The sequence below is a fragment of the Herpetosiphonaceae bacterium genome (assembly GCA_036374795.1).
GTDB lineage: Bacteria > Chloroflexota > Chloroflexia > Chloroflexales > Kallotenuaceae > LB3-1.
Genome location: DASUTC010000264.1, coordinates 34,313 through 50,043, shown reverse-complemented (window position 1 = coordinate 50,043; position 15,731 = coordinate 34,313). Strand labels below are relative to the sequence as shown.

At 60.9% G+C, this 15,731-nt stretch carries 13 protein-coding genes; 7 read left to right on the top strand and 6 right to left on the bottom strand.

The features are described 5' to 3' along the window. Positions 1-83: 83 nt before the first annotated feature. The 3 genes from VFZ66_19775 to VFZ66_19765 all read right to left on the bottom strand — a co-directional run bounded on the left by VFZ66_19775 (position 84) and on the right by VFZ66_19765 (position 5,894). On the bottom strand, positions 84-1,526 hold the full coding sequence (locus tag VFZ66_19775; GenBank protein HEX6291433.1) for an MFS transporter: 1,443 nt from the start codon (positions 1,524-1,526) through the stop codon (positions 84-86). Between the two features lie 560 nt (positions 1,527-2,086). Continuing rightward, a complete protein-coding gene (locus VFZ66_19770) occupies positions 2,087-2,980 on the bottom strand; it encodes a GNAT family N-acetyltransferase (GenBank protein ID HEX6291432.1) in 894 nt (297 codons plus the stop codon). 82 nt (positions 2,981-3,062) lie between these two features. After that, positions 3,063-5,894 carry a helicase C-terminal domain-containing protein gene (locus VFZ66_19765; protein HEX6291431.1) on the bottom strand — a complete coding sequence of 944 codons (2,832 nt, stop codon included), beginning with the start codon at positions 5,892-5,894 and terminating at the stop codon, positions 3,063-3,065. Positions 5,895-6,161: 267 nt separating this feature from the next. Between VFZ66_19765 and VFZ66_19760 the strand changes: the two genes are divergently transcribed. The 4 genes from VFZ66_19760 to VFZ66_19745 all read left to right on the top strand — a co-directional run bounded on the left by VFZ66_19760 (position 6,162) and on the right by VFZ66_19745 (position 9,152). Continuing rightward, complete coding sequence (locus tag VFZ66_19760) at positions 6,162-6,551, top strand: DUF2089 domain-containing protein (protein HEX6291430.1); 390 nt, start codon at positions 6,162-6,164, stop codon at positions 6,549-6,551. Between the two features lie 86 nt (positions 6,552-6,637). Next, a complete protein-coding gene (locus tag VFZ66_19755; protein ID HEX6291429.1) occupies positions 6,638-6,916 on the top strand; it encodes a hypothetical protein in 279 nt (92 codons plus the stop codon). Between the two features lie 30 nt (positions 6,917-6,946). Continuing rightward, positions 6,947-8,386, top strand: a complete 1,440-nt coding sequence (locus VFZ66_19750; protein ID HEX6291428.1) for a hypothetical protein — start codon at positions 6,947-6,949, stop codon at positions 8,384-8,386. A 154-nt stretch (positions 8,387-8,540) separates the two neighbouring features. Beyond that, a complete protein-coding gene (locus VFZ66_19745) occupies positions 8,541-9,152 on the top strand; it encodes an N-acetyltransferase (GenBank protein HEX6291427.1) in 612 nt (203 codons plus the stop codon). Between the two features lie 60 nt (positions 9,153-9,212). Here the strand turns inward: VFZ66_19745 and VFZ66_19740 are convergent, their stop codons facing one another. The 3 genes from VFZ66_19740 to VFZ66_19730 all read right to left on the bottom strand — a co-directional run bounded on the left by VFZ66_19740 (position 9,213) and on the right by VFZ66_19730 (position 11,098). After that, a complete protein-coding gene (locus VFZ66_19740; GenBank protein ID HEX6291426.1) occupies positions 9,213-9,569 on the bottom strand; it encodes a hypothetical protein in 357 nt (118 codons plus the stop codon). Between the two features lie 314 nt (positions 9,570-9,883). Next, on the bottom strand, positions 9,884-10,486 hold the full coding sequence (rdgB, locus tag VFZ66_19735) for an RdgB/HAM1 family non-canonical purine NTP pyrophosphatase (GenBank protein HEX6291425.1): 603 nt from the start codon (positions 10,484-10,486) through the stop codon (positions 9,884-9,886). Between the two features lie 15 nt (positions 10,487-10,501). Then, positions 10,502-11,098 (bottom strand): VTT domain-containing protein, encoded by a 597-nt coding sequence (locus tag VFZ66_19730; protein ID HEX6291424.1) that lies wholly within the window; start codon positions 11,096-11,098, stop codon positions 10,502-10,504. Between the two features lie 916 nt (positions 11,099-12,014). On the opposite strand from VFZ66_19730, the gene VFZ66_19725 reads away from it, so the two are divergent. The 3 genes from VFZ66_19725 (at position 12,015) to VFZ66_19715 (ending at position 15,682) form a co-directional block, all read left to right on the top strand. Continuing rightward, entirely contained in the window at positions 12,015-12,614 is a 600-nt protein-coding gene (locus tag VFZ66_19725) for a hypothetical protein (GenBank protein HEX6291423.1), read from the top strand. A gap of 154 nt (positions 12,615-12,768) precedes the next feature. Further along, a complete protein-coding gene (lepA, locus tag VFZ66_19720) occupies positions 12,769-14,568 on the top strand; it encodes a translation elongation factor 4 (GenBank protein HEX6291422.1) in 1,800 nt (599 codons plus the stop codon). 244 nt (positions 14,569-14,812) lie between these two features. Then, positions 14,813-15,682 (top strand): basic amino acid ABC transporter substrate-binding protein, encoded by an 870-nt coding sequence (locus VFZ66_19715; protein HEX6291421.1) that lies wholly within the window; start codon positions 14,813-14,815, stop codon positions 15,680-15,682. The last annotated feature ends 49 nt before the right edge of the window (positions 15,683-15,731 follow it).

Here is a 15,731-nt window from a genome sequence, read left to right as displayed (position 1 = left end):
GTCATAGCCCGCTGCGGCTGCCGGACACAGAACAAGGACGGTTGTAGCCCGTCCCTGCCGCGCATGATAGATCGAGGTTTGTCCTAGAACGATTGCTCTGGAACAGCCTGCTTCGCTGTCGGCTGAGGCTCTACGGGCGGCACACGCAGCCAGCGCAGGCTCAACACACCGATGACGAAGATGATAATCCCGATGGTGATAATCATCGTATTGATACGTCCTTCACCCAGCCAGGTGAGGAGCGCACCGGTTGACCAGCCGACACTTGCCGCGACCGAGATCGTGCTTGAGACTCGTCCTAACATCGCGCGCGGGCTGTGCTCCTGCTGCATCGTGCGTATGCTGGTGTAGATCAAGCTGTTGGCCGCCCCCTGGAGAAACACAAACGGCATCGCCAGCAGTAACAATGGTGTCCACGGGTTGCCCTCTGTTTTTGCGGGCAGTGACAGGTAGAAGCCGATGTCCGGCACCAGGCCGACGACTGTTACGGCTGCGCCATAGCTAATTATCCCACTCGCCAGCAGCTTCCAGCGCGTGATGTGCTGCCCGAATCGACCGAGAAGCAGCGTGCCGATGAGAAGGCCGAACACCGTCGCGCCTTCTAACGTCGAGTAACCGACCGCCTCCGTGCTGCCTAGCATCTCGACCGCGAACGGCAACTGAAGCGTTGCCAGCAGCGACAAGGTGAGCGGTACGATCAGGCTCAGGATCGCAAGCTTGCGCAGCAGCGGCAGTTTATTGATTGTCGCGAGGCCGTCGGCAATCTCGCTCAAAATATTGGTGTTTGCGCGGGTTTCGGGCGGTGTGGAGCGGACTTTGACGCGCCAGATCAGCAGCGCCGACAGCAAAAAGCTGACGGCATCGATGCCAAACGCGATCGCCGGGCCGAAGTAGCCCAGGACGATCGCTGCCAGGGGATAGCTCATCAATTCGCCGAGGCTGGTCGTCGACTGATCGAGCGAGTTGGCGGATAATAGCTCATCGTCCGACACAACCTCGGTGAAGATTGCGATTCGCGCCGGGTGGAAAATCTGGTGGAGCGCGGAGGATAAGAAGGTTATCGTATAGAGCGCGCCAAGCTGAACTAGCGACCCCAGGGGCAATAGCACAGTGGCGATCAGCGCACAAAGCAGGACGATGTTCAATAGATCGGTCACGATCATCGTCCGCCGCCGGTCCCAGCGATCGACGAGCGCGCCGGCAAGCAGCCCAAACAAGAGCGGTGGCAGCAGCGATGCAAAGAATGAAAGACCAAGATGTGTGTAGGAGCCTCCCGTGACTCTATAGACATAGATCGGGATGGCAACCCGGGTAAAATAGCTGCCGAAGGTGCTGATCGACTGGCCTAGCCAGAGCCGCCGGAAGTTGGGGTTAGATAATAGTTGCCGATATGAGACTGTTTGAGACTTTGCTGGTTTGTTTTGTGGATCTTTCTGGGGCTCAATGGATTCTTTAAACTCTTCGGTGTTAAATGTTATAGCTGTCTGTGCGGTATCGTGTGTTTCAAGTTGTGATTGCTTTGACAAGGCAGGCTCCCCTCAGAACATACGAATGTGTGCCTATCCCTACTCCGTCCGTTCGGCTATCTTGTACGTGTTGACGCTGAGCACAGGAGCGGATGGGAGCAGTCATCGGTGACGTGTGCAATTGTTATACTCCGGCAAGCCCAGCCATCTGCTCCACCATGTCAGCCCAAGGATGCCTGGTAACGCTAGCCCTAGCACATACCATCCTCAATCGGTAGTCGTGCTCGCGTACGTGTCGTCATGCAATACCTGACCTAAAATTAGGTGGAGTGAGAGCAGTTTTTTTGTTGCCAACGGGAGGCAACGCGAACAGGACGGCAAACTGGTTCAACCTGGAGGGTGAGACTTCCTTGATTCTATGAAGGGCCAGCCATTTCATAGCATGAAAGTCACGACGTTAAACATCTCCTCATCGTACTACAGATCCACGATAAGGAGTGATATTGTTGGCATAATACCATAGTGTTAAATTTCGTCAAGATAGTTTGGCGGCGCTGATTGGCGGCCCTAGAATAGTACCTCTGCCGGGTACGATGCTGCATCGATCCGCGTCGGCTGGCCTACGAGCCATAGAGCTGCGCGATGTTCAGGCGCATATCGAGCGCGCGTCCGGCGATCTGCATCCCAACATCCAGCAGCAGCCGAGCTGGCTTGCTTGGTTCGGGCTCAAGCGCGACGCGGAACATGGTTGTGGAAATATTCTCGAAAGCGCTGCGTGCGGCGAAGCTGAAGAGCGCGCGGATGTGTTCGAGGCCCGATCGTTCGGTAAGACCGATAAACATCGGGCGCACCCGGTTCGGATCGGCTCCTGATGCGCTCCGTGCGACGTAGTGCATACAAGCCACGAGTCCTTGGTCGTCGGCGACCGTGCAGAGCTGGGCATCGCCGTAGGTCAGCAGCGAAGGTAAGCCCCGATCCCAGCACGGCTCCGGCTCGTCCCGCGCGGCGGCGTACCAACCGATGACATCCTCGACCCGTCCTACGGCTAGCCGTAATCGCGGCGGCAGATCCAGCTCGCTGAGCCGCAGATCATCTCCTGAGGCTTCGACGTTGAGATACGTGCGCACATGCTGAAAGCCTACCCGCTGGTAGAGGCGGATCGCGTCGTCCCGCTTTTCCCACACGTCGAGCTCAATGCTTCGTACGCCCGCCTTGGCTGCCTCACGAGCGGCGGTCATCAGCAGGCGCGTGCCCAAGCCTTTGCCACGGTAGGCGGGCAAAATGCCGAAATCGTAGAGCCAGCCGTGCGCGCGGCGGCGACCAAGCAGGGCCAGTCCCATCAGCTTACGCCCGTCGTAGGCGATCAGGCTGTGCTCAAGATCGACGTTATGGACGCGAAAGATATCGGCGAGCTTTGTGGGATTCGATTTCCAGCCGCCGCCGTAGGTAGCCGTTTGCAGTTCCGCGACGGACGGGAGGGTAAGCTGAAGCGCACTTTGAAAGGTGATGCGCATAGCTGCTCCTTAATGTGTTCCAAGTTTCGCGTGCAGGCCCTCATCTGTGTTCTTTGTTACTTTGTTCCCTTGTTCTTTGATGCTATACCAGCCAGCGCGCTGCTGCCAGCGGCAAGTTTTTGAGCGGCCCCTGCTGGATACTACAATCCGGCAGCGATCCGAGAAAGAGCTTGCCGTAGCGCTTGGTGAGCAATCGCCGGTCCAGCACGGCGACCACACCGCGATCTTCTTTCGAGCGGATGAGCCGACCAAAGCCTTGCTTGAACTTCAGGATCGACTGGGGCACTGCGTAGCTGGTGAAGGCGTCGTCGAATAGCTCGGAGCGCGCCGCAAAGACCGGATCGCTCGGCACCGCAAAGGGCAGCTTGGTGATCACCAGCACGCTCAGCGCATCGCCGACGATGTCCACGCCCTCCCAGAAGGAGCTTGTGCCCAGCAGCACGGCGCGCGGATGCTCCTTGAAGCGCTGCAACAGCGAGCGGCGCGAGCCGTCCAGGCCTTGCCCCAGCACGACGATCTCTTGATCTTCGAGCGGCTCCTGAATCGCTCGGTAGGTCTGCCGCAGCGCGCTGTTCGAGGTGAAGAGCGCCAGCATCCGCCCGCCTGTCGCCGTCGCCAGCGCGATTAGCGCGTCTTCGAGCGACCGCTGGTAGCTGCGGTCGCTGGGTTCGGGCATGTCGTTGGGCAGGTAGAGCAGCGTCGAGCGCTGGTAGTCGAAGGGCGAGCCAAGCTGTAGCTCGTCCACGGGCGCGGAGTCCAGCCCCAGGCGCTGCTTGACGTAATCAAACGAGCCGTCGATCGAGAGCGTGGCCGAGGCCAGCACGACGGTTTCTTTGGCGGCAAAGAGCTTCGACTCCAGCAGCGGGCCGACGTGCAGCGGCGCGTCGTGGAGCCGCAGGTTGTCGCGCTGTCGGTCGAGCGCTAGCCACTGAATGCCCTCGGCATCGCCATAGATCACCCGCGCTCCGGCGATGGCCGTATCGATCGCCCAGTTCGCCAGCATGCCCAGGCGCAGCAGCAGCTCGTCATACTCGTTCAGGCCAGCGCCCTCCAGCGTTTTGATGTGCGCCTCAAGGCTCGCCAGGCCCTTGCCGATGTCGGCCAGCGGCAGCATGACGTTCTCCCAGGCTTGCTGGACCGTCGCCCAGATCGGCCCGCTGCGCACCTGGGGCGTGAGACGCACGCGCTGCTCGTAGCCGTTCTCCTTGGACAGCCGCTCGATACAGCCGCGCAACTGCCGCCACAGCTCGTAGGTCGCCTGACGGGTCCGATCGACCTGCGGACGCAGCGCCGCCGCGAAGCCCTCGGCGCGATCGAGGTCGTGTGGTGTTGCCGCCGAGTTTTTGAAGTAGTTGGGCAGCTCCGACAGCAGGCCGCTCAAGAGCCGCGCCCCGCCCGATTGCCACACCTCGTCCAGAAAGCGCAGCAGCTCACCCTGCTCAAGCGACCACCCAAGCTGGTCGGTGGCGACATCCTCCAGATGGTGCGCCTCGTCGATGATTACATGATCGTAGCGCGGCAAGACCTGGCTTTCGGCGCGCACGTCGCTCAGGAGCAGCGCGTGGTTGACGACGATCAGATGCGCGGCCTCGGCTGCGCGACGCGCGTTGTAGAAAAAGCAGCGCTCGAATTCGGGACAGCGCGGGCCGATGCAGGTATCGACTGTGACATTAACATCGGACCAGACGCGCGCCTCGCTCTCGTCGAGCGCCAGCTCCGCCCGGTCGCCGGTCTGGGTATCTTTGACCCACAGCCCGATCTTGATCAGCGCGCGAGCCTGTTCGGGTGTTGGCTGCTCCTGGCGGCGCAGCTTGGCGTAGCGATGCAGGCAGAGGTAATTGCCGCGTCCTTTGAGCAGCGCCGCCGTAAACGGCTCGACATCGACGCCCTGGTCGCGGATGATGCTGGTGTCGATCACGTGTTGCAGCGCCGGAATATCCTTGAAGAACAACTGATCCTGAAGGTTGATCGTGTTGGTCGAGACGACCACGCGCTGTCCGCGCTCGGCGGCGTAGCGCGCGGCGGGCACCAGATATGCCATCGACTTGCCGGTGCCGGTTGGCGCTTCCACCACAAGCGTGCTGCCCTCGTTAAACGCCTGAGCCACCGCCAGGGTCATATCTAGCTGCTGTGCGCGCTGCTCGTAGCCCGGAAACGCCTGCTTGAGCGGGCCGTCGGGCGCGAAAAACACGCGCACGTGATCGAGCTCCAGCGGCGCGGCCCGGTTGGTCGGTTCGAGCGGCTTGATGCCGCGCCAGGCGACGCCCAGCGTTTGCAGATCGACTGTGGGAGCGCCCTGGATTGGACGGCTGAGCGCCGTAAAAGAGCGCTCGCGGGCGATCGTCTCGAAGAGCACGCGCGGTGTCCAGTCGGTGTGCTTGCTCAGGCCGACGATCTCGTTGAGCATCGTGTCGTCGAGCGCCGTGATGCGCTGCAACAGGTTGGTGAAGAGCAGACGGGCAACGTCGGCGTCGGCCAGCGCGCGGTGGGCATCGGGATGCGGAATACCAAGCGCCGTTGCGAGCACGCCCAGGTTGTAGCTCGGCTGGCCCGGCAGCAGCAGCGTCGCCAGCTCGAAGGTGTCGTAGCTGGGCTGGGGCAATTTCACGCCCTGAGCGCTGAGCATGCGCACGTCGAAGCCGACCGAGTGACCGACGATCGGGTAGCTCTTCACGAAGCGCACGAAGTCGGGCGCGACCTGCGGGAAGGGCAGCGCGGTTTCCAGCTCCTCGGCGTTGATGCCGGTCAGTTGCGCGATCTTGATCGGCAAGCTATGGTTGGGCCGAACTAGCCGCTGGAACGTTTCCAGCACCTCCGTATCACGAAACTTTACCGCGGCAACCTCGATAATTTCGTCGGTTCCCGCCTCTAACCCTGTCGTTTCAACGTCGATGGCTACAAAAATCGTGTTCACAAGGCTCTCTTTCTATCTGCAACGGAGGCTTGCCCGTAAGGTGCGCGCTCTGGCTCGATCCGATGCTGCTCAGTCCAGCTTTGGATCGAGCCGCAGTGTGGTTCCCTCATTATACCGGAGTCGTTCAAGGGGTGTGTGCCGGGGATTCTGGTTGAGATTTTATAAAATCTACAAATGATATATTGACTTTTGCTATTTCAGTTGTAATATTGTGACAGATGATTGAGCGGTATTGATACAGGAACCGGTTCAAACAGGAGAAGTGCCATGGCCTACCCGATTCTAACGCGCTGTCCGATCTGCGACGGCGAGCTGATCGCCACCCGGCTCGACTGTACCAATTGCCACGGCGGCGTGGAAGGCGAGTTTGAGCTGGGGCTGCTCAAACGGCTGACGAGCGAGCAGCTTCAGTTGATCGCGCTGCTGGTGAAGAATCGCGGCAACATGAACCGCGTCGCCAGCGATCTGGGCGTCCACTACAACACCGTTCGTAATCGCATGGACGAGCTGGCAACGGCGATGGGCTTTCAGGAAAGCGCGCCGCAACCGGCGGAGCGTCCGCGTATGGATGTGCTTGAGCAGCTGGGGCGCGGCGAACTCAGCCCTGAAGAAGCGCTGGAACGGCTCAAATCGGCCCGCAGCCAATCGTCGAGCTAGCGCGCCGATGGGCCGGAGAACTGAGAACCGAGATTTAAGAACCAAGGATAGGAAACTTGGAACCAGGAGGCAAAGGCAGGTATAGCATGACCAATGCATCGCCAACGGGCGGCTATGCCGCATCGGCTGCGGGGCGAGCGCGCTCCCTGCGGCTACGGATCATCAATGTGAGTAGCGGGCAGGTCAAGGTCGCGCTGACATTGCCGGTCAGCCTTGTCAGCGTGGCACAGCGTCTCGGCGCGCGGCTGCTGCCACCCAACGGCTCGATCGAGGCGCTAACCACACAGGCCGAGCACCACGGCAGCGCCCATCTCGAATGGATCGATCCCGCGCACGATGAGCGGATCGAGCTGACGCTTGAGTAAGCCGAACGTTTCGATTAGGAGGATATGACGATGGCAACCTTTCATGCGGACGTAGACCCGGAGATGCAGCTACGAGTGCTTGGCTGCGGCGGCGATGTCGAGATCGCCGGGCATGAGGGCACCACGATCGATGTGACGGGCGAGGAATCGCTGGAGCCGTATCTGCAGCACGAGGACAATACGGTGACGATCAACGGGCATCCGACCAGCCTGCGGATCGCGCTGCCCCGCCGCGCATCGGTGGAGCTAAGCGGGATCGGCGGCGATGTCACCGTGCGCTCGGTGGGAGAGCTGGGCGCGTACACCATGACCAAGCTCAGGGCGCATAGCGTCGGCGGCGACGCGCGGCTCGCCGATGTAGCCGAGATCGAGCTGGAGGCGATTGGCGGCGATGTCATGATCGGTCAATCCGGCGAGGCGGCATCCGGCGCAAGCGCGACGGTCAAGATCGGCCATATCGGCGGCGATTTTCGGATCGACCGCGCGGACTATCTGAGCATCCGCGCGGTTGGCGGCGATGCCGAGATCGGTCGGATCGAGCGTGTGGGCCAGCTTGGTCACATCGGCGGCGATCTTAAGGTGACACTGGGCGGCAGCGTCGAGGGCGAGATCCGCAGCATCGTCGGCGGCGATGTCAAGCTACGCATGCCGCAGCAGCCCGATCTGACGCTGGTCGCGGTGGTCGGCGGTCATCTTAGCGGCTCCGGCGAGGAGTGGAATATTCGGCGCGGCGCAGGCCGTCACCGGCTGATCTTTGGCGAGGGACGCTCGCGGATGCATCTGATGATCGGCGGCGATCTTGAGGTCAAGGGCAGCGCGGCACCGCAGCAGGCGACCGGCTTTGCCGGGCATCACGGCGAAGGCTCCGCCGACTGGCAGGATATTCGCGGTACCATGGAAGGCTTCGGCGATGAAATGCGCGGCTTTGCCCGTGAGCTGGAAGAGATGGGCCGGACCCTGGCGCGTGACCTGAGCAACCTCGGTCGCGAGATTGCCCGCGAGGTCCGCGTAGCCGGGCGCGAGACGATGCGCGATGCCGCGCGCGGCTACAAGGCCGGACGGTACGGGCCTGGGCGCTGGCCTGGAGGTCCGCAGGGCGGCGATTTTGGCTTCGATCCTGAGCAGATCGAGCGGCTCAAGCGTGAGGCACGCGCCGCCGCAGCCGGCGGTATTAGCCGCGCGCAGGAGGCGATCGAGCAGGCATTGCAGCACTGGCAACAGTCACGTCCTGGGCGACCAACACCGCCTCGTCCGCCTGCGGCACCACCGCGACCGCCGTCGCCGTCGGGCTATACCGGGCAGACAGTACGGATCGAGCGCGAGGAGCCCGAAGCCGCACAGACCGAAGCTGCTCAGCCCGCCAATCGCGATGCCGAGCGCCTTGCGATCCTGCGGATGGTCCACGAGGGGCGGCTTTCGCCCGACGAGGCCGAGATGCTGCTGCGTGGCCTTGAGGATCGTGCGGCGTAGCGCACCAGCCAGATCAAACCGGCACGGGACGTACCAATCGGTATGTCCCGTTTTACGTCGCCTGCGATCAACCTCGGTCTATAATTTTGCAATCGGAACTATTAAATCGTACACTGCACGTGTCAAAGATGTGAGCTAAGCTGGAGGAGCGTGCTTGACCAAAGCCTTTGCGGTTCGTCCTGCAACGCGCGCGGATGTCCCGGCGATTGCCGATTTGCTGCTCGAAGGATTTGGGCATGAATACGGCGGCATGCTGCGCCAGCGCGCAGGGCGGCGCTTTATCGAGCGTATTCATGCCTTGCCGGGCCGTCTCAATGGGATTATTGTGGCTGTGGACGGAGAAAGCGCGCCGATCGGTGTGGCCGGGCTGCGCACGTGGGAGATGCAGGCGCGCTTCGATCGCGCCGAAGAGCAGGCCATGTTTGAAGAGCTGGGCGTCGGGCCGTCGATCCTGCTCGATGTGCGCGCAGCGCTGACCGAGCCTCCGCCGTATCGACCGCAGATCACCGAGGCGTACATTTACAGCGTCGCGGTCACGCAGACCTGGCGCGGGCATGGCGTGGCCGACAGCCTGCTCGAATACCTGCATTGCCGGGCGCAAGAGATGGGCAAATCGACGGCGCTGCTCGAAGTCGTCGCAACCAATCGACCGGCGCTGCGCTTATACGAGCGTCACGGGTACACGCTGGTCAAGCGACGACGAGGATTATTAGCCTGGCTGCCGCTAGGAGTATCGCCGCTCTTGCTGCTCTGCAAGCAGTTGTAGCCTGCCGCTGCCGAAGCGCTCGTGCAGCAGGCCGATCCTGTCAGTGGATCGTGTCGCCTGCTATGCCGACGGTGATGCGTTTTTGCGAGGCCGCCCGCCGCGTTTGGGCTTTGCCTTGGCCTGCTCCGCCGTAATCACGCGGAAGTGAATCCGCGATTTATCCTTGATCGGGCGGAACTCCAGCGCCAGATTGAGTTCTTGAGCCGCCGCTTTTAGGTTCTGCCGAACCGTCCGCTTTTCTTCATCTTCGCCCAGCGAAACATCGCCGCCGAAACCAGGCTCTACACCGCGCAGCGCCTCTTTATACTCGTCGATAATGCGTGTCCGCTCTTCGCTGCGGCGTCGCCCACTGCGGCCTTTGGGTTTTTGCTCCCGATCTTCCAGTTGTTGTGGCGTCAAGATACGAATATCTGCCATGTTAGCCCCCTATTTGGGATGGTACAAGAATCGTGTACCGATCGATTCAAGAACAATCGAAAAAGGAATCCTTCTCTGATTTTCTTGTGTTTACTTTATTCTACAGCAACTATTGATAATTTCAAGATGGTTTCTATCGTTTCGATCATGATTTCATCCTATTGTACGCCATATACCTTTCAGGGGTGAAAAACTTTTAACGATATTCCGATCTCCGAGCAGGGGTTGACCACTATCAGTGGTTACAGGATGCATCGTGCAGCAATAACGCTCCTCTGTATCCGAGGAGCGTCAATGTGGAGGCTGTAGCATGTTCAGGCTGCGTTGTTTGCAGCGATTGCATGTAATACCGTGCGCGCTTTGTTAACTGCTTGCGCGCGATGGCTGATTCGATTCTTTTCCTCAGGCGCCAGTTCAGCCATCGTCATGCCGCGATCGAGCAGATAGAAGATCGGATCATAGCCGAAGCCATGCGTTCCTTTCGGCTCGAATTCGATCGCGCCGGGCACGGTGCCTTCGACAAAGCGGATCGGCTGGCCCGGCTCGGCAATCGCGATCACACAGACGAAGCGCGCCATACGCTCGTGAAACGGCCTGCCCTCAAGCTGTTTGAGCACCAGGGCAAGCTGAGCCGCGCCCGTCACGCCGCCATAGCGCGCCGAATGCACGCCGGGCGCGCCGTTCAGCGCGGCGATCTCCAGGCCCGAGTCGTCGGCCAGAGTCAGCAGGCCGCTGCGCTGGCTGTAGGCTTCGGCTTTGATCTGGGCGTTGGCCTTGAACGTAGCGCCGGTTTCCTCCACGTCGTCGGTGATGCCAACATCGCGCAGGCTGACCAGCTCGAAGGGAAGCTCGTCGAGCAGCGCGGCAAATTCCGCGAGCTTGTGCTGATTGGTCGTTGCGATCAGGAGCTTTCGCATAGATTCCTCTCCGGTTTATAGCCAGCCGTTGAGCCGCAGCCAGTGCCCGAACAGCGCGACCGGCACGAACCGCGTGATTTTTCCCGCGAGACAGGCCAGCTCGAAGCGTAGGAAGGACATGCCCATCGCGCCCGCCGCGAGGCCCGCAAGGTCGATCAGCGGCAGGGGTATCGCCGCCAGGATGAAGACGGTCAGCGTGCCCCGGCGCTCGACCCACGCGGCGATGCGTCGGTAGGCCGGACGCTCCTGAAGATGCGCCAGCTCCGCGCCGCTGCGGCCTGCCAGGTAGCCGGTACTCTCGCCTAGCCCCGCTGCGATGCCCGAAACCAGCCCCACCAGGATCGGGTTGAGCGCGCCGGATGCGCCGAACTTGAGCGCCGCGCCGAGCGCCACGCGCGGCACCAGCACGGTCGCGCTTGAGAGCAGCGTGAGCACGAACGCGCCGAGATAGCCGAGCGCGCCCCAGCTGGTCACGTCGACCGGCAGCGCCACCAGCAGCAGCGTCAGCGCGATCGTGCCGAGCAACGAGAGCAGCGGACGCCAGGGTATGCTGCGCCGGGTCTGCTCCACGCTCCGCAGCGCGGGTCGTTCGGTTGACGTGTCAATCTCCATGAATCGGTCCTCTGGTCGTAAAACAGGCAGGAGCATACCCGCAGCTCGTGGGGCTGTCAAGGGAGGTGGTTGTTTAAATGTTAAATATTGGTATAATCCCGTTGTTCCCTCCCCCCGAATCACTATTTCATCCATGACGGAGTGACCTGATGAAGCTCATGCTCAAAGGTCTGCTGCTCGGTGCTGTGCTTACAATCGGCACACTACCAGCCGCAGCGAACAGCCTGTCCGCACCTTTCAAACCGCCAGCATCAGCACCCCTTGTCGTTGTTGCCGAGGACAAAACAACGGAGTCCGGGTGTAAAATCTCGGTCGACTTCGGACCAGAGCATGCGTGCTCTCCCGGTTCAGTCATCTGGACACGGACGATGACGTATGCTGAAGCACAGCGCGCAGGTATCAGAGACTACGTTATACTGACCGATGATTCTGTTCAAAATAAGGCGTTAGAGGATGAGTTAGCCAGCCGCGTGAGCGCTAGAATCCACGGTACCGGCGTTTATCCAGCCGCCTGCCAGGAGACTTTGGGTAGGTGGATTAATGGTAGGTACCGGTTCTCTACTGGCTGGGAGGTTGCCTACCAGTTGTTTTACAAAATTGAGGGTACATGTAGGGTCTATGGTGTTACTGACCAAACACGTACGGACGGAACAGCTGGAATTACCTGGAATTCATCGTGTACTGATGCAGAATCTGCGGTGAATAGACGTTGTAATTTCTGGAATCAGCCAATCAATGGTAATTGGACGGCTATGAAACCAGAACAGGATAGTTTCATCATGCGCCAATACCGACATAGCACGAGTACCTATCTCCACTCAGCCTACGGATTCTACTACTTCGACTAAGCTATCTACCCACAGCAGCATGCTCTTTAGCTATACTGCTGTTGTGGGTAGTAGGAAATGTAAAACTCATGCGAAAAATCCTAACCTTTGTCCTCTTGCTCCTCGCATCCCTGTTGCCGATGACCGGATGTAATCTTCCGTTCGTAGGCTCAGGCTCAAGCAACAAATTACCCGCGTTGACGCTTGAGGAGGCTGTGCGCCGCACCAACGGCTGTGATCCGCCGCTCGATACGATCCAGATCCAGAGCACCTACCCGCTGGCTCGTGGCTCGTTGATCGTTTACACGGCGATATGCCCGCCCAATCCGGGGCAGCCAATGAATCTCCCCGTTTATGGCTTTGCTGAGGTCGTCCGCGAGATCGGTGGATGGGTTGACGGAGCCGGTCTGTCAATCGGAACACTCGACTCACCAGCGCCGGATGCGCTGATCGATGTTCACCGAGGCGGGAGTGTGTCTGATGATGGGAAGAGCTATGTAGTTATGTTTGGTAGGGTGTACTCGCCGCAAGTAGCAGCGCTTGAAATCGTTTTGTTCAATGGCGAGCGTCGTCGCGAGGTTCCTCAAAACGGCTATTTCGCCTTGATGATTGAAGATGGTATGGCTATTCAGCAACTTCAGGTGTTGGACGAGAACGGGACGGCCCTCCAGAAGCAGAGCTACAACTAATACCTGCCCCAGATGAGCGCAACCCGTGCGCCCTGCGTACGCCGCTTCATGGTATACTACGAGCGTCGTTAAATCTGCATCGCAATGCTGTGTGGCGATCATCGTTCGCCATATTTTTGTACTCGCTTGAGTACCAAGACCGAAAACGCACACAATGACAAAGAACGTACGCAATTTTAGCATTATCGCCCATATTGACCACGGCAAAACCACGCTCTCCGACCGGCTGCTGGAGCTGACGGGCGCGATCTCGGAGCGCGAGCGGCGTGAGCAGGCGCTCGATAGCATGGACCTGGAGCGCGAGAAGGGCATCACGATCAAGGCCAAAGCGGTACGTCTGAGCTACCTTGCGCACGACGGCCAGGAGTACGAGCTGAACCTGATCGACTGTCCCGGCCACGTCGACTTCTCCTACGAGGTCAGCCGCGCGCTGGCGGCGTGCGAGGGCGCGCTGCTGGTCGTCGATGCCGCGCAGGGCATCGAGGCTCAGACGCTGGCGAACGTCTACATGGCGATGGAGCACGAGCTGACGATCATCCCGGTGATCAACAAGATCGATCTGCCGGGCGCGCAGCCTGAGGTCGTTGCGGACGAGATCGAGCGGGTGATCGGCATGCAGGGCGACGAGCTGCTGCTGGTTTCGGCCAAGGAGGGCACGGGCGTCCCCGCGATCCTCGAAGCGATCGTGCAGCGCATCCCGCCGCCGACCGGCGACGATAGCAAGCCGCTCCAGGCGCTGATCTTCGACTCGCACTACAACTCCTACAAGGGCGTGATCGCCTATGTCCGCGTGATGGAGGGCGAGATTCGCGCCGGACAGCAGGTGCTCTTCATGGGCACCGGCGTCAAGGTTGATGCGCTGGAGCTGGGCGTGTTCCGCCCACAGATGATGCCGGTCGACGTGCTGCACGCCGGCGAGGTCGGCTATATCGCGACGGGGCTCAAGGACGTTGGCGATGTGCAGGTGGGCGATACCGTCACGCTGCCCGGCAAAGCGGCGGCGGAGCCTCTGCCGGGCTACCGTCCGGCCAAGCCGATGGTCTTCGCCGGAATCTACCCGGTCGAGTCGAACGACTACGCCGATCTGCGCGACGCGCTCGAAAAGCTCAAGCTGAACGACGCGGCGCTGTCGTATCAGCCGGAGACGAGCGCGGCGCTGGGCTTCGGCTTCCGCGCGGGCTTCCTGGGGCTGCTGCACATGGAGATCGTGCGCGAGCGGCTGGAGCGCGAGTACAACCTCAACCTGCTGATCACCGCGCCGTCGGTGGAGTACCAGGTGCTGACGACCAGCGGCGAGATCCTGGTGGTGGACAATCCATCGGACATGCCGGAGCCGTCCAAGATCGAGGAGATCGAGGAGCCGGTGATGCAGATCAGCGTGATCGTGCCGACGCGCTACATCGGCCAGGTGATGGAGCTGGTGACGACCCGCCGCGGCACCTTCGAGTCGATGGAGTATCTCGAAGAGACGCGGGTGCTGATCAAGTATCGCATTCCGCTCTCGGAGATCGTGATCGACTTCTACGATCAGCTCAAGTCGCGCACGCAGGGCTACGCCTCGCTGGACTACACACTGGCGGGCTACCAGCCAGCCGATCTGGTCAAGATGGATGTGCTGGTCAACGGCGTGCCGGTGGACGCGCTCTCGATGGTTATTCACCGCGAGTTTGCGCAGCCGCAGGGCCGCAAGCTGGTCGAAAAGCTGCGCAGCCTGATCCCGCGCCAGATGTTCGAGGTGCCGATCCAGGCGGCGGTCGGCGCGAAGATCATCGCCCGCGAGACAGTCAGAGCGATGCGCAAAGACGTGCTCAGCAAGTGCTACGGCGGCGACATCACGCGCAAGAAGAAGCTGCTGGAGAAGCAGAAAGAGGGCAAGAAGCGCATGAAGATGGTCGGGAACGTCGAGATCCCGCAGGAGGCGTTCATGGCGGTGCTGAGCCTGGAGCAGGAGTAGTCCCGGCTCGATCCAGACCGCGCCTTCAAAAGAAGGTATCAGATTGCTCGACGAGAGAGGCGACCCACAGGGGTTGCCTCTTGTGTTTGCCGCGACACGCCGGGCACGTCGTGCTCCTACGCAAGACTGAGCGCTCGATGATCACCGCCTCTGCCGCTGTGAGACGGCGCTTCGTCGCTGTAGCGGATCGATCGCATCTTGCTTTATAATGGCTTTCCTCAGACCTCAACAAGGAGGAAGACAGATGAAACGGATTTCGTTTACGGCACTGCTGGGTCTGCTGATGGCACTGCTGGCGGCCTGCGGTCAGCAGGGCACCGGCTCCGACACGACCGGGACTCAGGGATCTCCGGCTGCCAGCGCTCCGGTCAGCTCCACCGCTGTCGAGGGAAGCGGAGCGGCGGGCGGCGCGCTGCCCGATCTCGGCGGTCGCAAAGTGGTGATCGGCACCGACGCGACCTATCCGCCGATGGAGTCGGTCGATCGCAACAGCAACCAGATCGTCGGCTTCGACGTGGACCTGATGAACGAGATCGGCAAGCTGATCAACATCAAGCCGGAGTTCCAGAACGCCGCCTTCGACACGATCTTCACAGCGCTCCAGAGCAAGCAGTTCGACGCGGTTGTCTCGTCGGCGACGATCACCGACGAGCGCAAGAAGATCGTCGCCTTCTCGGAGCCGTACATCGAGGTCGGGCAGGTGGTGGTCGTGCGCGCGGACGACACCAAGATCAACGGCGCGGCAGATCTGGGGAGCGGCGCGCTCGTCGGCGTGCAGACGGGCACCACCGGCGAGGAGGCAGCCGGCACCGAGGCCAAGGTCGCCGACAACAACCTGAAGCGCTACCCGACGATCGATCTGGCCTTTGCCGAGCTGGCGAATAACACGATCGACGCGGTCGTCGCGGACAACCCGACCGTCGCCAACTACATCTCGCAGGAGCAGTACAAAGACAAGCTGAAGATCGTCGGCGAGGCCTTCACCACCGAGAGCTACGGCATCGCCGTGCAGCAGGGCGATACCGAGCTGCTTAACGCGATCAACGCGGCGCTCGCACAGCTTAAGGAGAACGGCACAATCGACCAGTTGAAGCAAAAGTACAATATCAAGTAGCGATGTCGGTCCTCGGCATCAAGTAGCGATGCCGGTGCGCGGCGGGGGA